Here is a 25,698-nt window from a genome sequence, read left to right as displayed (position 1 = left end):
TCCCTATTTTTCATCGCTGTTAAATTCTATAATCTGTCCTTCTAGTGCGTTAACATAAAGACTTTCTTTATCATCCACCACAAATCGCCATGTGGGTGCCAAAGCTTGTGAAGCCGCAAGCTGAATTAATGTTGAATAACCAAGTTCAACCTTTGTAATTTTACTTTTTGGCATTAGGGCACCTTTTTGATGCAAGGTTTCCAATGCCTTTAAAGGAGGAAGGATTTCCTTCTTTTCTGTCATTTTTGCAATATCCTCTAGGTAGGTTTGTTCATAGGATATTATTTGATTATGATCATCAATTTGAAATGTAAGCATTCCGCTTAGGTTTTCATATAAACTCATATTCTCATACTGTTGAAAGTAGATGATGGTGTTTTTCTTTTCATCTTTCTTCCAAAATTTATACTGGCTGCCGTACAAAACATTATCCTTAATAAAAGATGTTAACTCAGCTGCTTCAAATTTTGGTTTTAAAGCAATTGGCTTATCTAACTTCACCATCAGTGCTGTGCTAGGTTCTTTTAAAAGCACTATTTGCCCTTTAAGTTTTGTTACATCATCCTTCGTAAACATTTTGGGCTTAGCACTTAGATACTGGTCCTCAATCGGTGCCTTTGGCAGCTCTTTATAGCGAATTTCCTCGGCCTCTAGCTTTTCTACAAAAGAAGACTCTGTAATGACTTCGTATTGATTTGCATCTCTAACTTTCATAAACTGAAATAATAGATAAACATCTAATATCAGGAACGTTAAGATAAAAATCGTCTTAATTTTACTCCAATCCATGTAACAATCCCCCCAGGTCATCCTTCGTGATTTGTCCCCATGTCTGGTTATAGCGGTAAAACCAAGCAGGCTCTAGGAGAATCAGTTTATTTTCACCTTTATCCCTTGTCATCTCGTATCCTAAAACAAGTTGTTCTAGTAATTCTGGTTTAAAATTCTTTTTACTTTTGAGATATCCCATTACCTCTGACCCTGTTGGAAGGGTTACCTTTACCATTTCCGTTGTTAATGGAAGCTCTAAAGCTATATTGGGTCTAACATATTTTGAAATCTCATTCCTGCCCCAAACCTCTTGAATCTCTGACATGCCGTTCGCACTAAAGACAGGATAACCATCATTATTATACAAACGGAACGTAACAGATTTCCCTTTTACATCCTTCTCTACATATCGATAAGGGTCGGTCCAACCGCCATGGCCATTAATAAAATCAATGCTCCTCATTAATAAATCATACACGTTGTCAACATAATTAGAATCTCTCGTAGGATTTATATAAAGCAGCATATTGGTATCATGATTAACCGTCATCTTACTTGAGGCATCACTAAATTCTTCTACCCCAGAAACTGTTCCCCTTTGGACAAAACTCGGGTCACTAAACAATGCTTCTTTGAATGCCTCCGAATTAAGGACGACAGGTAGATACGTATATTCCGTCATTTCTACATTTCCATCTGGAATAAATATAGTCCGCTGCGCTGTTGCCTCATAAGCGAAATAGCGCTGATATTGCTCTCTATTTTTAAAAAAATCACGGTTGAATTCATTTAATAACCCAGGGGAAATATGGCTTATAAAAACTTGCTGGTAATCGCCAGAAACGAAATATACAATCCCATTTCCCTTTTCTGAATTCTCAACGCTAATAATCATTCGATTGAAATGGAAGGCAGGAATTCTTTTCTCCTCAAATTTTAGGACACTTCGATAAATTTCAATCGGAATGTCCGTTGGAAAGACAATCTCCGCATTGCCATTTCCATGTACTAATTCTTTGATATCCTCTACATTTTCAGAGTAGTTTTTAACGTCATAGAAAGACCATTTCCTTATTTCACTCATAATCTGATTAAGTAGAGCGGCATTGGTGGTTCCATTATGCTGGCCGTTACTATGAAATAACACAAGATCAGGGGTAATGACCTCATGAAGTTCGCGTTTTTCTTTTAACGTTACCTCCGCAACATTATTACCATTTTCCATCATGTCAAAATTAGGCTGGTACGTCCAAAGATTCCAGGTTAACACAATACTAACCAGTATGAGAATTGTTAATATGACTGATTTGCTATTTTCATATCTCATGACCATTCATCCTCTTCAGATTGCTCGTATGGCAGTGAAAAGGAAATTTTCGTTCCTCTTCCTTCTTCACTAACAGCCCAAATCATCCCGCCATGAACATTAACCATTTCCTTTGCAATGGCCAATCCTAAACCTGTACCACCTAATTTTCTCGTTCTCGCTTTGTCCACACGGTAAAAACGATCAAAAATCTTAGAAATATTCTCCTTCGGAATTCCTACTCCTTCATCAGAGACACTAACAACAATCTTTTCTTCTTCCTCTTTTATTGAAAAAGTAACCTGTCCGCCTTCAGGAGAATATTTAAGTGCATTCGATATTATATTGTAAAGGACCTGTGTCATTTTATCTTCATCAATTTCTACGAAGATTGCATGAGTTGGCAGTAATCTTTGAAAGCTAACATTTTGATTTTTTGACATTTCAAAACGATCAATAATACGGTCAAAGAAATCGACAAAATTCACCCATTCCTTTGAGAGTCGGTAATCTGTACTATCCATTTTGGATAATTGAAGAAGGTCATTGACTAAGCGAATCATTCTTTCCGTTTCGGTCCGTGTTACCTCTAAAAAGTTAGGCGCAATCTCTTCATCTTTCCAGGCACCATCTGCCAAAGCCTCCAAGTAGCTTCTCATCGTTGTGAGCGGTGTTCTTAACTCATGTGATACATTGGCAACAAACTCTCTTCTTTCTGCGTCAATTTTTTCCTGATCGGTTATATCGTGAAGAACCGCAATTAATCCATTAACAAAACCGGTCTCTTTTTGAATAACTGAAAAGTTGGCGCGAAGAATATAGGGTTCCTTTTTGGTACTATAATCAAGAATTAACGATTCTTTTTCTTCTAATAAATCTTCAAATGTATTTGTATCGTTTAATCCTAATAGAGAAAGGATTGGCTGTGAGAGAACTGTTTCACGTGAAACATTCAGCATTTCTGCTGCCGGTTCATTGATTAAGATGACTCTGCCTTTTCGGTCCGTCGCAATGACTCCGTCTGTCATATAGGATAGAACGGAAGATAGCTTTCTCCGTTCTCCCTCAGTCATGGCCTGAGCTTCTTGGAGCTTTTTCGTTAAATTGTTAAAGGTAAGTGCTAAGGTTCCAATTTCATCCTGCCCATATACCCTTACTTTTCGCGAAAAATTCCCTTTTGCCATCGCTAGTGCTTGCTTTTTCATGTCTGTAATCGGCCTGGTTATGGTCTGTGCAAGCAGGATTCCTAAGATAGCTGTAATTGCTAAGGCAATACCTGTACCCGTTGCAAAAATACCATTAATGGTTTTCATTTGGGTAAATACATTTTCTATTTTGGCTTCCAAATAAATAGCACCAATCACATTATTGCCCGATTTGATTGGCGTCGAAAGGACCCATATCCGATGTCCGCCTTTTTTATCAATTCTGATACTACTCGAGTCTTCGCCAAGATTGATGGACTGCGTAATCCGCAGCTCTGTTGTCCTTTGTCCGACAAGCCCCTGGTTTGCATCGGAGGTACCGAGAATTTTACGTGACTTCGCATCTATCACCCTAACCTCAAAAATATCAGCAGATTCAAAATCGCGAAGAATTTTCTTAATTTCTTCCTCAAGAGTAGGATCTTCAGGAGTCCTTTTTCTTTCCATTTCTTCAACCACATTGTAGGCAAGTAAATTAACACGTTCTTTTATAGAGGTTTGGAAATTAGTCCTCAATGTTTCTTCAAGCTGCCTGACAAAATAAACGCCAATAATCTGCATCGCTACTAAAATCAGCAATACGTAGATAATGACGAATTTTACATGTATAGAACGAAAAAAACTAACCTTTTTCATGTAGTCTATTACTCCTGATCTGGGTTACGCAAATAGTAGCCCACTCCTCTGCGAGTGACAATCCACGTAGGGTGGCTAGGGTTATCTTCAATCTTTTCACGTAAACGGCGAACCGTTACATCCACTGTCCGAACGTCTCCGTAATAATCATAGCCCCATACGGTTTGCAGCAGATGTTCCCTTGTCATTACCTGCCCAATATGCTTTGCCAAATAGTAAAGCAGTTCAAATTCACGGTGGGTTAATTCAATCGTCTCCCCGCGTTTTGAAACAACATATGCATTTGGATGGATGGTAAGTGAACCAATTTCAATTTCATTTGTTTCAACTTCCTCATCTGTCTGAGAAATAACCACCTGATGTCGACGCAGATTCGCTTTTACTCTTGCGATTAATTCCCTCGTACTAAAAGGTTTTGTTACATAATCATCTGCACCAAGCTCAAGGCCTAATACCTTATCTATTTCCGAATCTTTAGCGGTCAGCATAATGATCGGCATATCATATTTCTTACGGACTTCGCGACAAACCTCCATGCCATCTTTTAAAGGCAGCATAATATCTAAGAGAATTAAGTCTGGCTGCACTTCTTCTACCATCTGGAGAGCTTCGTTTCCATCATAAGCACTGTAAACATCGTAACCCTCTTTTTTTAAGTTAAACTGCAAAATATCCGCAATCGGTTTTTCATCATCCACCACGAGAATTTTCTTTTCCATACCCATTGCTCCTTTGTTTTATAAAATAATCTATATAAAAATATAATTGGCATTTCTACTCTAGTTTACTTTACCATTGTTTCAGCTGCAATTCATCTATTAGTAGTATTTAACACAAAAAGAGCCTCTAGTACTAGTAGAGACTCTTTTGAATGATGTGAAATTATCGATTTACATAATTTAATGGATTTTGAAGTGCACCATTTTTGTATACTTCGAAATGTAAATGTACGCCGGTAGAGTTTCCAGTTGAACCCATTATACCAATTGCTGAGCCTTGTGAAACTGTTTGACCAACACTTACACCAATGGACTCTAGGTGCGCATACACAGTACGTAAGCCATTTTGGTGGTCAATCACAATTTTGTTTCCATAACCGCCGTCATAACCTGCTGATACGACCTTACCATTATCGGCTGCCTTAATTGTTCGATTACTTGGTCTTGCAATATCGATACCCTTATGACTTTTCCCCCATCTATAGCCTTGCTTGCTAGAGATATATCCACCGGAAACAGGCCATGCTAGAGTCCCTGATCCACGTGAAGGAATAACCTTTGTTCCCTTTACAACAATATTATTAACTGGCTCAGTAAGTACTACCTCACTTGTTACAACGCTGCTAGTGACTGCACCATTTAGAGTTGAAATACGATAGTTAACAGAACGTTCGCCGTTTTTACCTTCTTGCTGCACTTTTGATTCACCTTTTGGCATATTGCCATCTTCAATTACTTCATTAGCAAAAGCTATTGCTTCTTTTTGATTTACTTCTTTATCAACAATTATTTCAAGATATGGCTTTAATGCTGTAACATTAACCTCTTGGCCAATTTTCACTACAGTATCTTCTGTAAGTCCAGGATTTAATCCAAGAAACTGATCTAATGTTAATCCGTGGTTATTGGCAATCGTTCCTAGAACATCGCCTTCTTGAGCTATATATTTCTTTTCTTCTAATGTACCTTTTTGTAAGAATGTCACTGCATCTTCAGTCGACAAAATTCTGTCAGGTGAAACTTTTTCTACATTAAATGAAACATTTTGAGCTACTCTTACGTCTACTATACGAGTTTCATTTTCAGTTAATGGTGGTATTACAGCTTCAGGTGCAGCTTTTCTAGCTTCTACTTCATCTAGTTGAGCTTGTGTCACATAGGTAAGTTTAAGTCGTTTAATAGCATCTTCAGCACTTTTTTGGTTTTTCAAGAAAGCAACAGGCTTTCCTTCAATAACGATGGTGGAAGCTTCAGCTTGAATCTGAATGGCACCATCAAGTTTTTGAATCGTTTCTTTATCATTTACCGTTGAATTAAAAACCTGTTCCTCTATGTACTCAATATTTGAGCCAAAGTTTAAGTCCTTATCCTTAATGGATTCTCTTAGCTTGTTTTCCTTTTCTTCGACAATGTTTTCAACAAGCTCTTTATCAGAAACCGTCCCTATATATTGTTGATCATTGTATACATGGTAAACAGTCGTTAGTTTGAATGCCCCTGCAGCACTTGCAGACACGCTGCTGAATATGAGTACGGAAGCAGCAAACGCTGTCATAACAACGCTTTTCAAAGATTGTTTTTTCTTTAATTTACTTGATGTATTTCCTTTATTATTAAATAACATTGGAATCCTCCTAAATTACGGAAACAACTCTCTTAATCTAGTACTTTATAACTACAAAAGAAATTTCCCACTTTTTCTACTTTATAACTTTAACATAATTTCTATTTTAATAACGATTAGTCTTGATAATGTAACAAAATTGTATAATAGCTGACATTTTACTACAAACGTAGGAGTTTGAAGGAGGGAGATTATCTACGTGTTTTTTCCTATTTTCGTAGGTAAAAGTTATTATATCAGCGTTTTAGGAGGTAATAGAATAGGACCAGATTTTACATAAGCAGACAATTTCCGCCAAAACCATGTAAATAATTGGATATTTTATTACAACAACATTACATTTGTAACAAATAAAAAAAAGAAGCCTACATCAGCAAGCTTCTTTTTTTATAATGGCTCAGGACGGAATCGAACCGCCGACACAAGGATTTTCAGTCCTTTGCTCTACCGACTGAGCTACTGAGCCATTTTTTATGGCGGTCTGGACGGGACTCGAACCCGCGACCTCCTGCGTGACAGGCAGGCATTCTAACCAACTGAACTACCAGACCATATGATATTGATTGTCAGCAAGCCACCGGGCTTGCCGATGTTTTGCCAACAACCAAATGCCAATGACCCCTACGGGATTCGAACCCGTGTTACCTCCGTGAAAGGGAGGTGTCTTAACCACTTGACCAAGGGGCCATTATTGAAAGTTATTTTTACAAAAATAACTTGGTTATTTTCTAATGAAAATAACTTGGTGAGCCATGAAGGACTCGAACCTTCGACCCTCTGATTAAAAGTCAGATGCTCTACCAACTGAGCTAATGGCTCGTACTAGAATAGTTCCCTAAACATTTATTACCGTCGTCAGATGTCCCCGCCTCAGTAAATAACGCAAGTAGCAGCTCGGCGTGTACAATTCGAAGCTTATTCATGAAGCGTCGCTCATTGCTCTACCAACTGAGCTAATGGCTCGTCATTAGCTGTCTCGTTTGTGACGACGCTTTTTATAATAACACGGCTTGTATGTAAAGTACAATACTTTTTTAAAAAAAGATTTTTAAAAGTGAAAGCCCTCAGGAAATGAGGGCTTTTTCATGATTAAATTTGTCTCCAAGGACTGCGAACAACATTTGTTTGATTGCGGTCTGGCCCTACAGAGAAAGTAGTTAATGGAATTCCAGTAAGCTGTGTTACACGTTCAACATAATGGCGTGCATTTACAGGCAATTCATCTAATGTTTTAACTCCTGTAATATCCTCAGACCATCCTGGAAGCTCTTCATAGACTGGTTCACACTCTGCTAACACCTTAAGGCTTGCAGGGTATTCAGTAATCAGTTCACCTTTGTAGCTATAGGCTGTGCAGATTTTTAATGTATCAAGACCAGATAACACATCAATGGAATTCAGTGAAAGGTCCGTTAAGCCGCTAACACGACGTGCATGACGAACAACTACACTGTCAAACCAGCCAATTCGACGTGGACGTCCAGTGGTTGTACCATATTCACGTCCCACTTCACGAATTTGACTGCCAATTTCATCATGTAACTCTGTTGGAAACGGTCCGTCACCAACACGAGATGTATATGCCTTACAAACTCCCACAACATGTGTGATTTTTGATGGGCCTACACCAGAGCCAATTGTAACTCCACCAGCAACTGGATTAGAAGATGTTACGAATGGATACGTACCTTGGTCAATATCCAGCATAACTCCCTGAGCGCCTTCAAATAAAACTCGTTTGCCCTCATCTAGTGCATCATTCAACACTACAGATGTATCACAAACATATTGTTTAATTTGCTGTCCATATTCGAAATACTCATCTAGGATTTCCTCTTTAGTGAATCCTGCTGTCTCATAAATTCGTTCGAACAAACGATTTTTTTCAGCTAGGTTTCGTTCAAGCTTTTCTTCAAAAACGTCACGCTCAAGGAGGTCAGCAATTCTGATTCCAATGCGTGCTGCTTTATCCATATAAGCAGGTCCGATTCCCTTTTTGGTAGTTCCAATTTTATTGGCACCCTTACTTTCTTCCTCAACAATATCAAGTTTTAAATGGTAAGGGAGGATAACATGCGCACGGTTACTGATGCGGAGGTTATCGGTTGTAATACCCTTTTCGTGTAAATAAGCAAGCTCAGCAACAAGTGCTTTAGGATCAACAACCATCCCATTACCAATTACACAGATTTTTTCCTTATAAAAGATTCCAGATGGAATTAAGTGTAATTTATATGTTTCTCCGTTGAATTTAATGGTATGACCCGCATTATTTCCACCTTGATATCGAGCAATTGCCTCTGCATTCTCAGAAAGGAAATCGGTAATTTTACCCTTTCCTTCGTCTCCCCATTGTGTACCAACTACCACTACTGACGTCATATAGGCACCTCCAAATTAAATACGCTTTTCTTTTTCCACAGACAATTTTAACAATTAATACCGGTAAAAGTCAATAAAACACGAACGATTTATATTAATTTATTAAAATATGTTCGTAAAATATTAATTTATGAATCTAGCTTGTATTGGAAGTTGGTTTTCCATAAAATAGGTATCAAAGGAATGAAGTGTTATATGATTTTTAAACAGAGATCAGAACCGTTGGAATTAGTGCTTTATCGCTTATTAAATGCTAGAATGGATTTTTCAGAAAATGATAAAAAACATTTTTGGGCAATCAGTAAAGGATATGAAGGCGAAGTAAGAAGCGATATTTGGCTCCTAAATCTTACTGATCATTGGATAGTTCTACATGACTTATTACTTGAATATAACCAATCCATTTTTCAAATTGATACGTTAATCCTTGCTTATGAAAAGGTCTACCCATTAGACGTAAAAAATTTTGAAGGGGATTACGTTGTCAAGGATGATAAATGGTATAACCCCGCAGGTGTCCTGCAAAAGAACCCACTACACCAACTAGAACGCTGTGAAACCTTATTTAATAAATTACTTCACGAATTAGGATACCATTTTACGATTGAATCCTATCTTATCTTCAACAACCCCGAGTTCCACTTATATATACCCTCAAAACACCCGGCTATTATTTTTCCAACCCAGCTTAATCGCTTTTTAAAAAAGCTAAATTCAGGACCAATAAAATTACACAAAAAGTATTTTCAGTTAGCCACACAATTAGCGGATTTGCATATAATTGAGTCTCCCTATCCGAAATTACCTCCATACAACTTTGAAACGTTGAAAAAGGGTATAACTTGTCTGAATTGCAGTACCTTTTTAACAGATGAGACATTGATATGTAAGAAATGTGGATGTATAGAGGAGGCTGAGGAAGCTATATTAAGAAGTGTAAATGAATTTAGCTTACTATTTCCAGATAAAAAAATTACAGTTGATAACATCTATGACTGGTGCGGTTCTATTAAGTCAAAGAAGGCAATTCGAAGGGTACTTACTAAAAACTTTGTCCTTTTAGGCAAAGCTAGGGCCTCTCACTACGTTAAACAATAAGTATCGTTCCCTCTGCTATTACTTTTTACAGCTTAAAGGAACGATTCTCTTAGTATCGTTCCCTCTGCTATCACTTTTTACAGCTTAAGGGAAAAATCCTCCTAGTATCGTTCCCTCTGTTATCTTTTTTTACAGCTTAAGGGCACGATTCTCCTAGTATCGTTCCCTCTATTACTCTTTTTTACAGCTCAGGGGCACGATTCTCCTTCAATTTCATAAAAAATGGCTAATCAGATCTATTAAGGCACATTTAATCAACCAATCTATCAAAAAAAGCTAGCCAAAAATTTGGCTAGCTTAGCTTTCTCTAAAGGAGCTAGGCACTTGGATCGTACCGTGTCTCCAGGTTTACGAATTTATTGTATTCCTTCACAAAGGCCAGCGAAACGGTACCTGTTGGGCCGTTACGCTGCTTTGCGATGATGATTTCGATGATGTTTTTATTCTCGGATTCTTTATCGTAGTAATCATCACGGTATAAGAAGGCAACGATATCGGCATCCTGCTCAATCGAACCAGATTCACGGATATCGGACATCATCGGACGCTTGTCCTGACGCTGCTCGACACCACGGGAAAGCTGAGAAAGGGCAATAACAGGAACCTTAAGCTCACGCGCTAATTGTTTTAGGGAACGGGAAATCTCCGAAACCTCCTGCTGACGGTTTTCGCCAGAGCGGCCATTTCCTAAGATTAACTGTAAATAATCGATTAGGATCATGCCTAAGCCATGCTCTTGCTGCAGACGACGGCATTTTGAACGGATATCACTAATTCTAACCCCAGGTGTATCGTCAATAAAAATCCCCGAATTTGACAGGCTTCCCATGGCCATCGTCAGCTTGCCCCAGTCATCATCCGTAAGGGAACCGGTACGCAGCCTTTGCGCATCGATATTTCCTTCCGAACAAAGCATACGCATAACAAGCTGTTCTGCACCCATCTCGAGACTAAAAATGGCGACATTTTCATTTGTTTTTGTTGCAACATTGGCTGCAATATTCAAGGCAAAGGCTGTTTTACCAACAGAAGGACGGGCACCGACAATAATTAAATCATTCCGCTGGAACCCTGCTGTCATCCTGTCTAACTCAGCAAATCCAGTTGAAATACCGGTAATATCCCCTACGCGGTTGTGCATTTCTTCAATGTTGTCATACGTACGAACTAAGACATCCTTGATATTATGAAACGAACCAGCATTTTTTCGCTGAGCCACAGCAAGGATATTTTTCTCAGCTTCGCTTAAAAGTGCTTCCACTTCATCTTCACGAGAATAGCCATCCGATGCAATCTCCGTTGCTGTTCGTATTAAGCGTCGAAGCAAACTCTTTTCTTCTACGATTCTCGCATAATATTCGATATTAGCAGCTGTTGGAACAGAGCTAGCCAATTCACTTAAATAACTTACTCCGCCAGTATCTTCAATGAGCTTTGCTGCTGCTAATTCCTCGGTTACCGTTACAAGGTCAACAACCTTACCTTCGTCATTCAGCTTCAGCATAGCATTAAATATCTTTTGGTGGGCAGCACGATAAAAGTCTTCTGGTATTAAGACTTCGGAGGCTACCGTTAAAGAAGAGGGCTCTAAAAATATCGCACCTAATACAGCCTGTTCGGCTTCAATATTTTGCGGTGGCAGACGATCAGCATATAAATCATTCATCTATCAAAAACCTCCTAATTTGAAGAGGATAATTTATTTATATAGTAATAGTATTAGAACTAATTATCTCCATAATAAAGAAAAGTGACCAGCCTCAACCGATCACGTCACTCACTTAAGAAAAGGTGTAATTCCTTTTTCTCTTAACTTTTATCATTTTAACATGTTTATCTAAAATTTGAACTGGAAATTAATTTACTTCTTTTACATGAACAGTTAAAGTAGCTACAACTTCATGATGAAGCTTAACTGGAACTTTCGTATGACCTAATGTACGAATGGCATCAGATAATTCCATTTTGCGCTTATCAATTTTAATACTGTGTTTCTTTTGAAGTTCTTCCGCAATTTGTTTCGTCGTAATTGAGCCAAAAAGGCGACCGCCTTCACCCGCTTTAGCAGATAGCTCAACAGTAATTTTTTCTAACTGTTCTCCAAGCTTTTTAGCTTCAGCAAGCTCTTCTGCCGCACGCTTGTCTTCCTTTTTCTTTTGACCCTCAAGTGTACTGATGTTTGCATTACTCGCTTCAATTGCAAGACCCTGCTTAATTAAGAAATTATGCGCATATCCATCCGCAACATTCTTTACTTCACCTTTTTTACCTTTTCCTTTTACATCTTTTAGAAAAATTACCTTCATTCTTTTTTCCCACCTTCAAAATAGTCTTCAATTGCTAGCTTTAATTGTCTTTCTGCTTCTGTTATGGAGATGCCCGTCAACTGGGTGGCAGCATTTGTCAGGTGCCCGCCGCCTTGTAGTTTTTCCATAATGACCTGGACATTTACATTGCCTAATGATCTGGCACTAATCCCAATCAGACCCTCATTCCGCTTTGCAATCACGAAGGAGGCTCCTACACCATCCATAGTCAGAAGTGTATCTGCTGCCTGAGCGAGTAAGACCTGATCATGAAGATCACCTTCATCTCCTTTAGCAATCGCAATCCCGTCGCGATAAAATAGGACTGATTCAATTAATTTAGCCCGCTTAATATACGTATCAACGCTTTCCTTTAAAAACTTCTGAACCAGGATGGTATCTGCCCCTTGGCCTCGTAAATAGGAGGCAGCGTCAAAGGTTCTAGCACCTGTTCGTAAGGTAAAGCTTTTCGTATCTACCACGATCCCCGCAAGCAGTGCCGTTGCTTCTATCATTTCTATTTTACCGCGTTTTGGCTGGTATTCAAGAAATTCGGTTACAAGCTCGGCAGTAGAGGAAGCATATGGCTCCATATAAACAAGAACTGGATTTGCTATAAATTCTTCTCCACGGCGATGATGGTCAATTACCACAACATTATCAATTTTATTTAGCAGTCTTTCTTCAATGACGAGCGCAGGCTTATGGGTATCTACGATAACTAACAATGTTTTTTCTGTTGAAATTTCCAATGCCTCTTCTGGACCAATGAATCGAGAAAATAATTGCTCTTGTTGGCGAATTTCTCCCATGAGTCTATGCACTGCGCCATCCATTTCTTGAGGGTTTAAAACTATGTAGGCATCCTTTTGATTCATTTGAGCAACCTTGTATATACCAATGGAGGAACCAATAGAATCCATATCAGGATTTTTATGACCCATAATAATTACTTTATCACTTGCGGTAATTAGATCCTTTAATGCATGAGAAATGACACGTGCACGCACTCTTGTCCGTTTTTCAACTGGATTTGTTTTACCGCCAAAGAATTTCACCTTGCCATTAGGATGTTTGATGGCTACCTGATCTCCGCCGCGTCCAAGGGCTAGATCAAGACTCGATTGCGCTAATACACCTAACTCAGGCAAAGAAGGTGTCCCGGCACCTACACCAATACTGAGTGTAAAGGAGATATTCTGCTTAGAAGTCATTTCTCTAATCTCGTCAAGGACAGTAAACTTTCCTTTTTCCAGAAGCAGCAATATTGCCTCATTAAAAACAGCAATAAAACGTTCAGATGAAATTCTTTTAAGAAAAATACCGTTGTCCTGGGCCCACTTATTTAGGGTTGAAGTAACCATATTGTTAATACTTCCACGCATTTGGTCATCCATACCTTGTGTGAGTTCATCATAATTATCTAAGAAGATAACCGCAATAACAGTACGTTCGTCATGATACATTTTTTCAATTTCTTTTTGCTCTGTTACATCAAAGAAGTAGAGGAGTTTTTCCTCACTCTTAAGGATGACTCGGAACTTTCTCTCATGCAGAGTAATGATTTCCGTTTCTACTTCTTGCTTGATTAATGGTATCAGCGTTTCAGCTATTTCATAGAGCGATTTTCCAATTAGAGTATCTTCATCAAAATAGGAGGAAAGAAATGGATTCGTCCACTCAATAGAGTACTCATCATTAATGAGCATGATTCCAATCGGCATCTCCATCAGCGCTTCTTCGCCTACCCGCTTCACTCGGTACGAAAGGGTGGAGATATATTCTTCCATCTCTTTTCTTTGGCTGGTTTCGATGACTATCATATAGTACAGCGGCGGGATGATGAGAAGTAATCCCACCAAGCTGAGTATCCAATTATAGTTGGCCAAAACAATGAGTAGCACCACTGTAATGCCTATTAGCCCGTAAAAAGGATAACGAATCGAGCGTTTTTCAATAAATGCAGGCAATTTTTTCAGCTCCTAAACAGTAGTCATCTCTCTTTTTTCGTAAAGCCTTTTCGTAAATCAAAGCCTAAGTCAATTATACCTAATATCCCTACAATATAAAGGAAAATTGGAATGATGAAAGAGACAATCGCTATTGTAATAGAAATAGCTTTCGAAACACCCTTTTGGTCGAGGTAATAAAATATAAACGTATATCCTTGCAGAACCATTAAAAATTGCAGGATGTAAGTCATATTGATAATTGCCATATACCAGAAGGTACCTTCCTCAGGTTTCATAAACATACTGAGAATTAGAGTAAGAAGAAAATAATATAATATGCTTTTTGGCAAAGAAATGTCTTTAAAGCTTTTCCACTTTTCTACCTTAACCCCAAATCTTTTTATGATTGGGAAAGAAACGAGCTGCATGATCAATACAATGAAAAAAGAAGAGAGAACAAATAAAGTTGGGATTAGCGTTTTAATTAAGTTTAATCCATTATTAAATTGCTCCAACACCTTCTCTGAGTCTTGCGTATTCCCAAAATTCTTCATGATATCTGCGGAAACATTGAGTGATTCACGCATTATTTCAATCATTTCCGTGATCATATCTACTTTAAAAAGCACAATACTTGATGCATAAATAATAATTAAATTGACTAAAAAGACAAGCGTACCTGCGATGAATAGAACACCCATATTCTTTTTTCTTTGAATAAGGTAACCGATTACGACTCCTGTTGTTCCATAGGCAAGTGTCAATGGCAGCGACATAATACTTCCCACAATGAATGATAGTAGAAGGGAGGCGATGATAAAAACAAAAATACTTTTCCCATCATTCTTGGCTGCAAAGAGCATGAACGGTACAGCTAAGAATAAGTTTACAATCATTCCAAGAAGCGGGACATAGATGGTAAGTAATAATAAAACGGCAAAGGCTGCTAAAAGGATAGCACCTTCAGTTAATTTACGAACATTTTTCACTGCTTCACCCCAATTAATTCAAAAAACCCTATTTCTTAATTTTAGCTAGATACGCACCACTATTCAACAAATCTGCAATATAAAAAGAAAAAGCAGCAAGGGTTTCCCCGAGCTGCTCGAATTTTGTTTTATTCTAGCTTCAGCGCCTAGGGGCTCTCAGGTCTAAGTCAATCCGACAAGAAGGTGAAAAACAACCTTCTTGCCGGCTCGTCTTATGCCTGTCGCCCCTGTGCAAGGCGCTTACGCTTTATTATTCACCTGCAACGAATGGTAATAATGCCATTTGACGTGCACGTTTGATTGCAACTGTTAGTTTACGCTGATATTTCGCGCTTGTACCAGTTACACGACGTGGTAAAATCTTTCCACGTTCAGAGATAAACTTTTTAAGTAAATCTACTTCTTTATAATCGATGCGAGTGATACCATTTGCTGTAAAATAGCATACTTTACGGCGCTTCGCGCGTCCGCCTTTACGTCCTCCACCTGCCATGAAAATTCCCTCCTTTATTACTGTTTATTTTAAAATCGCTCGTTAAAAGCTTACGTTAAAATGGTAAGTCATCATCGGAGATGTCAATCTGACCGTTACCTGCGAACGGATCATCATCCACTTTAGTAAAACCTTTGTTATTGTTGTTATTACTTTGATATTGGCGTTGTTGATTCTGATTGCCGCCGCCATAAGGATTTCCTTGCGGTTCCCTTGGTGGTGCACCGAAATGATCATTGTCGCTTCTTCCGCCACCGCCGCCAGACGAATTTTTCGGTTCAAGAAATTGAACACTTTCCGCCTGAACTTCAGTAACGTAAACACGCTTACCATCTTGTCCTTCATAGTTGCGGGTTTGAATACGACCATCCACACCTGCAAGACTGCCTTTTTTCAAGAAGTTTGCCACATTTTCAGCTGGTTTACGCCAAACAACACAATTAATAAAGTCTGCTTCACGCTCACCTGCCTGACTAGAAAACGGACGGTTAACAGCTAAAGTAAAGGTAGCAACAGGAACCCCGTTTGGTGTATAACGCAAATCAGGATCTTTTGTTAAACGGCCAACAAGCACGACACGATTCATCATCAGAATCAACTCCTTTTCTTTTGGAGAATGTTTCATGTGAAACATTCTGGCCAAAATATATTTATATTAAGCTTCTTCTTTAATTACTAAATGGCGAATGATATCTTCGCTGATTTTCGCAAGACGAGAAAATTCTTGTACCGCGTCAGCTGAAGATGTAGTTTTCACGATTTCGTAATAACCATCACGGAAATCGTTGATTTCGTAAGCTAAACGACGCTTACCCCAATCTTTTGTTTCAGCAGTTTCCGCACCGTTTTCAAGAAGAATTCCGTTGAAACGCTCAACAAGAGCTTTTTTCGCTTCATCTTCAATATTTGGGCGGATGATGTACATGATTTCGTACTTATTCATCACAGTCACCTCCTTTTGGTCTAAACGGCCCATTTGGGCAAGGAGCAATTATTCATTACTCACAAGGTAAAATTTTAGCATAGTTAATCAAGAAAAGCAAGGTTGTTCACAAATTCTAGTTTTTCCATTATAAGTCTCTCCATGTAAAAAGCCTTGCAAACGCAAGGCTAATCAATTTATACATTAAAACGGAAGTGAATGACGTCTCCGTCTTTTACTAGATATTCTTTTCCTTCTAAACGGACTTTTCCTGCTTCTTTAGCGCCATTATAGCTTCCAGCTGCTAATAGGTCATCATAAGAAACTGTTTCGGCACGGATAAATCCACGTTCAAAATCAGAGTGAATGATTCCTGCACATTGTGGAGCTTTCATGCCGTGTATAAATGTCCAGGCACGAACTTCCTGTACACCTGCAGTAAAGTAGGTAGCTAATCCAAGCAAGTTATAAGCTGCACGAATTAATTGATCAAGTCCCGATTCTTCAATTCCAAGTTCTTCAAGGAACATTTGCTTTTCATCGCCTTCAAGTTCTGCAATTTCTTCTTCAATCTTCGCACAAACCACGATTACTTCGGCATTGTCTGCAGCTGCAAACTCACGAACCTTTTGAACATATTCATTATTTGATGGATCCGCTACATCATCTTCACCAACGTTTGCCACATAAAGGACTGGTTTAATCGTTAAGAGATGAAGCATTTTTGCGATTCTTAACTGTTCTTCGGTAAATTCAACCGTACGTGCCGGCTTTTCAGCTTCAAATGCATCACGGAGCATGGAGAGCACTTCAAACTCAGCAGCTGCCTCTTTATCTTTTTGCTTCGCTAATTTTTCCACTCGGCTAATTCGTTTCTCAACAGATTCCATATCCGCAAGAATTAATTCTAAGTTAATAACTTCAATATCTGAAATAGGGTCAACTTTCCCTGAAACGTGGGTAATATTATCATCCGCAAAGCAACGCACAACCTGGCAAATTGCATCTACTTGGCGAATATGTGATAAGAATTTGTTTCCTAATCCTTCACCTTTACTTGCACCCTTTACAATCCCTGCAATATCCGTAAATTCAAATGCAGTGGGAACTGTCTTTTTCGGCTGAACAAGCTCAGTCAATTTATTGAGACGGTGGTCTGGTACTTCCACAATTCCTACGTTAGGATCAATCGTACAGAATGGATAGTTTGCTGATTCAGCTCCAGCCTGTGTGATTGCATTAAATAATGTAGACTTACCAACATTCGGCAGTCCTACAATTCCTGCTGTTAATGCCATAACTTTCACTCCTCTAAAAGTCAAATCTATTTTAATAAAATAATGTCCTTTAATTTTAAAAAGCCTCTCACAATTATAGGCATTAGGCTGTAAAAAGACAAGCAAAGAAAGACGGAAGCTCTAGTCACTTAGGCTAAATCAGAAAAACTGCTGCGATAAGCAGCAGTTAGTTTACTTTCCCAATATTCACCAAACAATCGTACAAGGTACTTCCAAGTCCGTTATCAGATTCTCTGCTTGAGGTTAGGTTATTAACGGAACCGCCAAACTGTCTCCAAATTCCCTCATCGATATTTATCGTGTTAGGGTGTGCTTTTGGTAAAATGGAAAGATAGCCTTTCACTTCTCCACGACCATTCCATACTCTAACCTTATCACCATCCCTAAGGTCTTTTTCAGCGGCAATATTTTCTGCAACTTCAATCTTAAGCTTTGGTGCTTTAGAAAAAAGATGATAATTTTGAGAATGGTTTGATCTTAATGGATGGATGGTTAATAGGTTATATGGATATTTCTCAGCCAGCTCGGCATTATTCCATTTGGATTCTTCAGGAACTGCTAATGCCAACTTACCTTCTTCACCCTTATCTATAGAGGTGAATTCATATTTTCCAGAAGCTGTTTTGAACTTGAAATCCTCCCATGGAACTCGCTTTACCGGCAATTCAAGAGTACCTTTCTCTTTAAGCTCAACTACAGTTTTTCCCTTTTCAGCTAAAGACTGAAGAGACATTTCCAGCAACTGCTCTCTTGAAAGCTTAAAATCATCTCCAAATCCAAGTTTCTCTGCCAGCTGTGTCCAAATCCATAAATCAGATTTAGCTTCCCCAGGAGACGAAACAAGTTTCGAACCATAGTTAACATAGTGATGATACATAGAAGAATAATAAATGTCCTCTTCCTCAAATGATGTTGTAGTTGGCAAAACATAGTCAGCCAATACCGCTGTATCAGTCATAAAATGATCAATCACAACTAGCGTTGAAACAGATGAAAAGGCCTTTTCTACGATGGATGAATCCGGAACCTGTGTAAGAGGATTGCCACAGGTGACAATAATCATCTTTATTTCCGGATCAACAGCAGCGAGTACTTCCTCAGCCTGCTTCATAATTGAAAACTGTCTATGGCTGGTCTTGCGATGATTCATCGTTAAATTCCCAACATCAAAGCTTTGACCTACCTGGAGATTGGCATAATTAGCTCCACCGCCAGCTATACCAATATTTCCGCTTACCGCAACAAGAGCATCAATCAAGCGGATAGTATTCCCACCGTTCTTGTAGCGCTGCAGTCCAAGTCCCATAAAAGTTGATGTTGGTTTTTCACTAAACACTTTTGCTAAAAAGCGGATTGTTTCAATAGGTACTTCTGTCATTTCACTAATTTTTTCTAAAGAAATAGTATCAATGAGGTTTTCTAAATCTTCAAATCCAGATGAATGCTGGGAAATAAACTCACGGTCTTCGAGACCTAATCGAAGTATTTCCTTTATAATACCTACAGCTAATAAACCATCCATTCCAGGTTTTATTGATATATATTCATCTGCTATTTTCGCAGTTGCATTATAGAGTGGATCAATCACATAAATTTTCGCACCCTTTTTCTTTGCTTCTAGGAGCTTTTCATAAAAGTGCATATTGGTCCGTGCGACGTTTCTTCCCCAAATAATAATGTTTCTACTATTTAGAACATCTTCTGGTTCATGACCATAAGCATCACCAAAGTCCCACTTTTGCGCCTCAATTCCTGCACCCCAACAAAGTGATCCATAAATCTCTGTGACGCCGCCATAACTATTAAAAAAACGTTGGTCTAAATTTTTCAGTACCCCGTTGTTTGCATAATCATGACTATGAAGGACAGCAGTGGAACCATATTGTTCTTTAATTTCCTTTAACTTAAGCGAAATTTCATCAAGTGCCTGATTCCATGAAATTTGCTGAAATTCTCCATTCACCTTTTTTAAAGGATAAAGAATCCGTTCAGGAGAATTGGTCCTTGTTTCGAGCATTCTTCCTCTGCCGCAAATTTTCCCCTTTGTAATCGGGTGAGAGGGATCACCTTCAACCTTTATTACTTTATTATTTTCAACTGTTACAAGAAGACCACAGCTGTCCCAGCAATTTAAAGGACATGCTGATTTCAAAACCTCAGCCAAATTCCCTCACCCCCAAAATAATCTATCTACTTTTTTAATAGGATAATATATTTAAGCAAAAAAAAGAAGCACGAACTACTGTTCATGCTTCACCAATATTTTCTTCATTTTCCGAGAAAACTCACGCCTTGGAATCATTACACTATGATCACAGCCTTCACATTTGATGCGAATATCCATCCCCATGCGAATAATTTTCCAACGATTTGTCCCACATGGATGCTGCTTTTTCATTTCAACGACATCATTTAACCCAAATTCTTTTTCTTCCATTGAAATCGGCTCCTTTTAAACACCAGGTTCAGTGTTATTTCCAGCATTCTTTGAGTACATGACCATACGTGGATATGGAATTTCAATTCCATGAGCATCTAAACATTCTTTAACATCTCTTTTAATTTTCCTTGTAACACCCGCATGCTTCATTGGCAGGGTTTCGGCAACAATTCGCAAAACAATCTCTGAAGGTCCTAAGGTTTGAACGCCTAGTAGCTCAGGTGCCTTCGTTAATTCCTCATATTGATCTGGCATCTTCTCCAGTAAATCCCTGATGACATTTTGCGTCTTATCAATATCCTCTTCATACGCTACCGATATATCGATAATCGCAAGGCTATTATTTAATGAGAAATTTGTTACTTGAATGATACTTCCATTCGGCAGAATGTGGACCTCACCTGTCCAGCTTTTTAACTTTGTTGTTCGTAACCCAATGGTTTGAACGGTTCCTTCAAACTGGTCAATTCGAACATGGTCTCCTACTGAAAATTGATCTTCAAAAATAATAAAAAAACCGCTTATTACATCTTTGACAAGACTCTGTGCTCCAAAACCAACGGCGAGTCCAACAACCCCAGCACCAGCAATCAGTGCTTTTACATCGATGGTTAAGACGGAAAGAATCATCATAAAGGAAATAAAATAGACAACATATGTAAGTACGTTATCGAGAAGCTTTGATAAAGTCTCTTCCCTGCGTTCTGAAGTCTTAAGTGGTGAACGAGTTCTTATTTTAAAAATATTATCAATCGCTATACTGCCTAACTTAATAAGAATTTTAGCAACGATCATAATGGCAATAATCTTAAGTAACCCTTCCCCTATGGCAAGCCATGTATCTTCATTTTGAAATTTATCAATAAATCTTTGAATAATCCTTTGAGTAGAACTCATCTATACACCCCTTCCTTCTACCTGATGCATCACACTTATTTTACCAAGAATCCCTTGTACTTTATAGTATTGTGAATGATTCATTTTTTCAACTGGAATTCTTTGCTTGACCACGTATAGATTTTCGGAATTTTCCGTATACTGTTAAAAAGAAAAGCGGAAGCGCCTTGCCCAAGGAAAAAAGCAATTCATTTTTTCCCAGGGGCGACAGGCATAAGACGAGCTGGCGAGAAGGTTGCTCTTTGACCTTCTTGACGGATTGGCTTAGACCTTAGAGCCCCTAGGCGCTGTAGCTAGACAAAAAGTAAGTACAGACCGAGGAGTGGACTTATGAATCTGAAACCTAGTTTCTTGGATAGGAGGGCTACTACGCAGCGAATACCATATGATGATTTTCAAGCTGTTGAAAATCTTTCAATGGAACTATTAAAGTTCCTGCCAAGGAATACGGAGCGTCCAATCGTATTTTTTTGTATTGGAACTGACCGCTCAACCGGAGATTCACTAGGACCACTTGTTGGATCACTTTTAGAGGATAAGGACATTTCTTCCTTCCATGTGTATGGTACGCTAGATGAGCCCATTCATGCTGTAAATCTAAATGAACGTTTACAAGAAATAACCATAAAACACCATGATCCCTATATTATTGGGATTGATGCCTGTTTAGGACGAATGAAAAATGTTGGAGTTATCCAGGTAGGTGATGGCCCGGTTAAACCTGGAGCTGGTGTAAATAAAGAGCTTCCTGCAGTGGGAAATATCCACATAACCGGTATCGTCAACGTAAGCGGGTTTATGGAGTTTTTCGTCTTACAAAATACACGGCTTAACCTGGTGATGAAAATGGCAAAAACCATCGCAAATGGTATTTATCAGGCAAGTATTCTTCATACAAAAGGCAGACTGCAAGAACTAGCACAGCAAGAGCATAAAAAAACCAATTAAAAGAGCAATCAGGATTAAATCCAATTGCTCTTTTATTTTTTCATATATGATAAAACACTACAAATAAAGATTATATAGATAGAGAACCGTAACAATAAAACCAGTCACCGCAATAGCAGGGAGGAGATTTGCTACTTTAATTTTCACTAATCCAGTGAGATTCAAACCGATGGCAAAAATCATGACACCGCCTGTCGCTGTCATTTCAACAATAAATTGATCCATCAGTACTTGGGGAATAAACGTATTAATTTGGGTGGCAAATAGTGCAATGATTCCTTGATAGAGCATAACAGGAATCGCTGAAAAAATAACACCTACCCCAAGAGTAGTCGTTAAAATAATCGATGTGAAACCATCTATGAGGCCTTTTGTATACAAGACATCATGATCACCGCGGATACCACTATCTAGTGCCCCTATGATTGCCATCGCCCCAATGACAAAGATTAAGGTTGCTGTAACAAATCCTTCCGCAATACTGCCTTTTCCAGTCGAGCCAATCGAACCCATTTTTTTCTCTAGCCAAAGACCAAGTTGGTTCAGCTTCTCTTCTAATTGCATAAGCTCGCCAAAAACAGCCCCCATAACTAAGCTGACAATCACAATCAGAAAATTCTCACTCTTTAACCCCATCTGTAATCCGAGCACAATTACCGACAAGCCAATAGCATACATGACGGTTGTTCTCATGCTTTCTGGAATTCGATTCAATAGTTTACCAATAATTACCCCAATAATGATTAACAATCCGTTTACAAGCGTACCTAATAAGAACATTGTCTATTCACCTATTCTTCGAATCTCGAAATTTATAGTATTAACCTATCACTTTTTGGTGGTGTTGGAAAGTTCTTTTTTGAAAAAAAAATAAACCATCCCATGATGGTTTAATAAGCTTCTTCCTTGTTTAGCATTTCTAAGATTCGTTCTAAATCGTCTTCAGAGAAAAATTCAATTTCTATTTTTCCTTTATTTTTGGTTTTCTTAATGTTTACCGTTGTACCAAACCGTTCACGAAGGAAGTGTTCACGCTCCTGGATAAACACATCCTTTTTCTTTTCTGGCTTTTTTGTTTCACGTGGAACATTTTCATTTAATTGTTGGATGAGTTTTTCAAGTTGGCGAACATTCAACGATTCCTGAATTATTTTATCTACTATAGCAGGAAGCTTCGCCTTTTGTCTTAATCCAAGGAGTGCTCGTCCATGACCCATTGAAATTTTTTCATTTGAAATTAACTCTTGAATCTTAGCAGGAAGAGAGAGAAGACGGATATGATTGGCTACATGAGGGCGGCTTTTTCCTAAACGCTTCGCTACTTCTTCTTGCGTAAATTTTAACTTTTCCATTAAGGTTTGGTATGCTTGTCCTTCTTCAATCGGGTTCAAATCTTCTCGCTGAAGATTTTCCAATACCGCTAGTTCCATCATTTGCTGCTCAGATAACTCTCTAACAACAGCCGGAACAGTATCTAGCTTTGCTTCCTTAGCAGCGCGAAAACGTCTTTCTCCAACAACTATTTCATACCCTTTAATGCTTTTTCTTACCACAAGAGGCTGGAGGATTCCATGCTCTAAAATAGAAGCCTTTAACTCATCAATGGCCTCTTGTTGGAAAGTTTTTCTTGGCTGGTAAGGATTGGGACGCAATTCTTTCAAACTAATTTCTTGGACAGTCTCTTCCTTACCGGCTTCGATATTTGTAAAAAACGCATTTATGCCTTTTTTCCCTAAACCTTTAGCCATTTGAGACCACTTCCTTTGCTAGATCTAAATAAACCTCTGCTCCACGAGATTTTGAATCATAATTAATAATTGGTTCGCCATGACTCGGAGCCTCACTTAGACGTACATTTCTTGGAATGATGGTTTTATATACTTTGTCTTGAAAATACTTTTTAACTTCTTCGATGACTTGAAGGCCTAAATTGGTTCGGGCATCGAGCATCGTTAATAATACGCCTTCTATTTTCAAATCTTGGTTTAAGTGTTTTTGTACTAAGCGTACTGTATTTAATAATTGACTCAAACCTTCTAAAGCATAATATTCACATTGAACAGGGATTAACACAGAGTCAGAAGCAGTTAGGGAGTTAAGAGTCAATAATCCTAATGAAGGCGGGCAATCAATAATAATATAATCAAATTGATCTTTGACTTCTTCAAGAGCCCGCTTTAATCGGACTTCTCTTGAGATAGTAGGAACCAGCTCAATCTCCGCTCCTGCAAGCTGAATTGTAGCTGGAATGGCATATAAATTCTCAACGGATGTTGGTTTAATAACATCCTTTGCTTCCACATCATCTACTAAAACATCGTATATACATTGTTCTACATCTGCTTTTTCAATTCCAATTCCGCTTGTTGCATTCCCTTGTGGATCAATGTCAACTAATAAAACCTTTTTTCCAATGTATGCTAAGCAGGCGCCTAGATTGACAGAGGTCGTCGTTTTTCCAACTCCGCCCTTTTGATTCGCGATTGCAATGGTTTTGCCCACGATGTCACCTACCTTGTTTCAAATAAAATACTTAGAATTAGTAATAAAAATAAGTAAAACTAGTAAAGTAAAATTTCTATGCAATTTATTTTATCATGAAACTGATTTATTGTTATTTTTTTTGAAGAAATATTAGTGAAGATAAAAATAAAATTTTACATTATTTTACAAAAAGTGACTATCATGATACAAAAATAAAAACCAAACTACTTAAAAGTCTGGTCCCATTTTGTGATTATTTTATTTTTTCTTTGGAATTTTTATTGTAAATTGATAATATTCTTCAAATTCTTCTTCTTCCGAATCGAGATTAATCCCGTTATCAGAAACCATGGTTAACGATTGCCGAATGGTATTTACAGCAATTCTCATATCTTTGCTGAATGCTTTTCTCTTTGGCTTTGGCTTCTGATTCTTCTCTTCTAATATCCTGGCAACTCGATCTTCTGTCTGCTTTACATTAAGATTCTTTTCGATTATATCTTGTAAAAGCAGTACCTGTTTCTCAGGATTCTTAAGCGGAATCAGAGCTCGTGCATGCCGTTCTGTTATTTCTTTATTTAATAAGGATTCTTGAATAAGCTCTGGCAGCTTTAAAAGTCTGAGCTTATTTGCAACCGTTGACTGACCTTTTCCAAGCCGCTGTGCAAGTGCTTCTTGCGTTAAATTGTGCAGTTCAAGAAGCTTTCCGTAGGCAATTGCCTCTTCAATCGGCGATAGTTCTTCCCTCTGCAGATTCTCAATAAGAGCAACAGAAGCAGTTTCTGTGTCTGAATAATTTTTTATAATTGCTGGTGCTTCAGCCCAGCCAAGCTTCTTCATCGCACGATAGCGGCGCTCTCCGGCAATAATTTCATAATTTCCTTCAAACTGGCGCACTACAATTGGCTGAATGATTCCGTGAGTATGGATTGTTCGTGACAATTCCTCTATTTTTTCATCATCAAATACGGTTCGAGGCTGAAAACGATTTGGAACAATACTATCAATCGGAATCTTTTTTATTTCCTCATTTTTTGCAGCATCCAGCTCTTCTTCTTCTAACTCCGTTTCAAGCTCTTTCTCTAACTCAACCTTTTGATCTCCCTTTTCGCCGAGGCCAAAAAAGCGTGAAAACGAATTCTTCATCCCCAACACCACCTTTACGAAACTCCCTATTACTTATTTCGCTATCTAACTGTTTTCTTCCTGCCAAAACCCGTTGTTAATT

General features: G+C 38.3%; 23 protein-coding genes and 4 tRNA genes. 2 read left to right on the top strand and 25 right to left on the bottom strand.

Annotation, left to right across the window (positions count from 1 at the left end; all coding sequences use genetic code 11):
- Positions 1-3 precede the first annotated feature (3 nt).
- The 10 genes from M3189_RS22210 to M3189_RS22165 form a co-directional block, all read right to left on the bottom strand.
- Positions 4-789: a two-component system regulatory protein YycI gene (locus tag M3189_RS22210; protein WP_251638077.1), complete on the bottom strand. Its 786-nt coding sequence runs from the start codon at positions 787-789 to the stop codon at positions 4-6.
- Positions 776-2,098 (bottom strand): YycH family regulatory protein, encoded by a 1,323-nt coding sequence (locus M3189_RS22205; protein ID WP_251638076.1) that lies wholly within the window; start codon positions 2,096-2,098, stop codon positions 776-778. The genes M3189_RS22210 and M3189_RS22205 overlap by 14 nt, the downstream gene beginning before the upstream one ends.
- On the bottom strand, positions 2,095-3,918 hold the full coding sequence (gene walK, locus M3189_RS22200; protein WP_251638075.1) for a cell wall metabolism sensor histidine kinase WalK: 1,824 nt from the start codon (positions 3,916-3,918) through the stop codon (positions 2,095-2,097). Before walK ends, M3189_RS22205 begins: the two co-directional genes overlap by 4 nt.
- Positions 3,919-3,926: 8 nt before the next feature.
- A complete protein-coding gene (gene yycF, locus M3189_RS22195; protein WP_251638074.1) occupies positions 3,927-4,637 on the bottom strand; it encodes a response regulator YycF in 711 nt (236 codons plus the stop codon).
- Positions 4,638-4,800: 163 nt separating this feature from the next.
- A complete protein-coding gene (locus M3189_RS22190; protein WP_251638072.1) occupies positions 4,801-6,261 on the bottom strand; it encodes a peptidoglycan DD-metalloendopeptidase family protein in 1,461 nt (486 codons plus the stop codon).
- 393 nt (positions 6,262-6,654) lie between these two features.
- Positions 6,655-6,727, bottom strand: a tRNA-Phe gene (locus M3189_RS22185).
- 8 nt (positions 6,728-6,735) lie between these two features.
- Positions 6,736-6,812, bottom strand: a tRNA-Asp gene (locus M3189_RS22180).
- 64 nt (positions 6,813-6,876) lie between these two features.
- Positions 6,877-6,948 (bottom strand) — tRNA-Glu (locus M3189_RS22175).
- Between the two features lie 56 nt (positions 6,949-7,004).
- Positions 7,005-7,080, bottom strand: a tRNA-Lys gene (locus M3189_RS22170).
- A 270-nt stretch (positions 7,081-7,350) separates the two neighbouring features.
- Entirely contained in the window at positions 7,351-8,643 is a 1,293-nt protein-coding gene (locus M3189_RS22165; protein WP_251638070.1) for an adenylosuccinate synthase, read from the bottom strand.
- Positions 8,644-8,838: 195 nt separating this feature from the next.
- Between M3189_RS22165 and M3189_RS22160 the strand changes: the two genes are divergently transcribed.
- Entirely contained in the window at positions 8,839-9,741 is a 903-nt protein-coding gene (locus M3189_RS22160; protein ID WP_251638068.1) for a nuclease-related domain-containing protein, read from the top strand.
- A gap of 316 nt (positions 9,742-10,057) precedes the next feature.
- Here the strand turns inward: M3189_RS22160 and dnaB are convergent, their stop codons facing one another.
- From dnaB to M3189_RS22105, 11 genes are all read right to left on the bottom strand, one after another.
- Complete coding sequence (gene dnaB / locus M3189_RS22155; RefSeq protein ID WP_251638066.1) at positions 10,058-11,407, bottom strand: replicative DNA helicase; 1,350 nt, start codon at positions 11,405-11,407, stop codon at positions 10,058-10,060.
- A 190-nt stretch (positions 11,408-11,597) separates the two neighbouring features.
- A complete protein-coding gene (rplI, locus tag M3189_RS22150; protein WP_251638064.1) occupies positions 11,598-12,047 on the bottom strand; it encodes a 50S ribosomal protein L9 in 450 nt (149 codons plus the stop codon).
- The gene (locus M3189_RS22145) at positions 12,044-14,017 is read right to left on the bottom strand and encodes a DHH family phosphoesterase (RefSeq protein WP_251638062.1); all 1,974 of its coding nucleotides are present in this window, start codon (positions 14,015-14,017) and stop codon (positions 12,044-12,046) included. Before M3189_RS22145 ends, rplI begins: the two co-directional genes overlap by 4 nt.
- A 23-nt stretch (positions 14,018-14,040) precedes the next feature.
- On the bottom strand, positions 14,041-14,988 hold the full coding sequence (locus tag M3189_RS22140; RefSeq protein WP_251638060.1) for a YybS family protein: 948 nt from the start codon (positions 14,986-14,988) through the stop codon (positions 14,041-14,043).
- 250 nt (positions 14,989-15,238) lie between these two features.
- Entirely contained in the window at positions 15,239-15,481 is a 243-nt protein-coding gene (gene rpsR / locus M3189_RS22135; protein ID WP_221827735.1) for a 30S ribosomal protein S18, read from the bottom strand.
- A gap of 55 nt (positions 15,482-15,536) precedes the next feature.
- Positions 15,537-16,070 carry a single-stranded DNA-binding protein gene (ssb, locus tag M3189_RS22130; RefSeq protein WP_251638217.1) on the bottom strand — a complete coding sequence of 178 codons (534 nt, stop codon included), beginning with the start codon at positions 16,068-16,070 and terminating at the stop codon, positions 15,537-15,539.
- Positions 16,071-16,136: 66 nt separating this feature from the next.
- Positions 16,137-16,424, bottom strand: a complete 288-nt coding sequence (gene rpsF, locus M3189_RS22125) for a 30S ribosomal protein S6 (protein ID WP_045519104.1) — start codon at positions 16,422-16,424, stop codon at positions 16,137-16,139.
- Positions 16,425-16,600: 176 nt separating this feature from the next.
- Positions 16,601-17,701, bottom strand: coding sequence for a redox-regulated ATPase YchF (ychF, locus tag M3189_RS22120; RefSeq protein WP_251638058.1), 1,101 nt, complete (start codon positions 17,699-17,701; stop codon positions 16,601-16,603).
- A gap of 166 nt (positions 17,702-17,867) precedes the next feature.
- Positions 17,868-19,865 carry a molybdopterin-dependent oxidoreductase gene (locus M3189_RS22115; protein WP_251638051.1) on the bottom strand — a complete coding sequence of 666 codons (1,998 nt, stop codon included), beginning with the start codon at positions 19,863-19,865 and terminating at the stop codon, positions 17,868-17,870.
- A gap of 75 nt (positions 19,866-19,940) precedes the next feature.
- A complete protein-coding gene (locus M3189_RS22110; RefSeq protein ID WP_095247385.1) occupies positions 19,941-20,138 on the bottom strand; it encodes a DUF951 domain-containing protein in 198 nt (65 codons plus the stop codon).
- Between the two features lie 15 nt (positions 20,139-20,153).
- Complete coding sequence (locus M3189_RS22105) at positions 20,154-21,038, bottom strand: mechanosensitive ion channel family protein (RefSeq protein ID WP_251638049.1); 885 nt, start codon at positions 21,036-21,038, stop codon at positions 20,154-20,156.
- Positions 21,039-21,368: 330 nt separating this feature from the next.
- On the opposite strand from M3189_RS22105, the gene yyaC reads away from it, so the two are divergent.
- Positions 21,369-21,986: a spore protease YyaC gene (gene yyaC, locus M3189_RS22100; protein ID WP_251638047.1), complete on the top strand. Its 618-nt coding sequence runs from the start codon at positions 21,369-21,371 to the stop codon at positions 21,984-21,986.
- A gap of 57 nt (positions 21,987-22,043) precedes the next feature.
- Here the strand turns inward: yyaC and M3189_RS22095 are convergent, their stop codons facing one another.
- The 4 genes from M3189_RS22095 to noc form a co-directional block, all read right to left on the bottom strand.
- Positions 22,044-22,766 (bottom strand): DUF554 domain-containing protein, encoded by a 723-nt coding sequence (locus tag M3189_RS22095; RefSeq protein ID WP_251638045.1) that lies wholly within the window; start codon positions 22,764-22,766, stop codon positions 22,044-22,046.
- 110 nt (positions 22,767-22,876) lie between these two features.
- Positions 22,877-23,734, bottom strand: a complete 858-nt coding sequence (locus tag M3189_RS22090; RefSeq protein ID WP_251638043.1) for a ParB/RepB/Spo0J family partition protein — start codon at positions 23,732-23,734, stop codon at positions 22,877-22,879.
- Positions 23,727-24,488, bottom strand: coding sequence for a ParA family protein (locus M3189_RS22085; protein ID WP_251638041.1), 762 nt, complete (start codon positions 24,486-24,488; stop codon positions 23,727-23,729). Before M3189_RS22085 ends, M3189_RS22090 begins: the two co-directional genes overlap by 8 nt.
- 240 nt (positions 24,489-24,728) lie before the next feature.
- Positions 24,729-25,616, bottom strand: coding sequence for a nucleoid occlusion protein (gene noc / locus M3189_RS22080; RefSeq protein WP_251638038.1), 888 nt, complete (start codon positions 25,614-25,616; stop codon positions 24,729-24,731).
- Positions 25,617-25,698 lie beyond the last annotated feature (82 nt).

This window comes from Neobacillus niacini (assembly GCF_023715415.1).
Lineage (GTDB): Bacteria > Bacillota > Bacilli > Bacillales > Cytobacillaceae > Neobacillus > Neobacillus niacini_C.
Note: the sequence above shows the minus strand (reverse complement) of the source record. Positions and strands in the feature narration are given on the sequence as shown.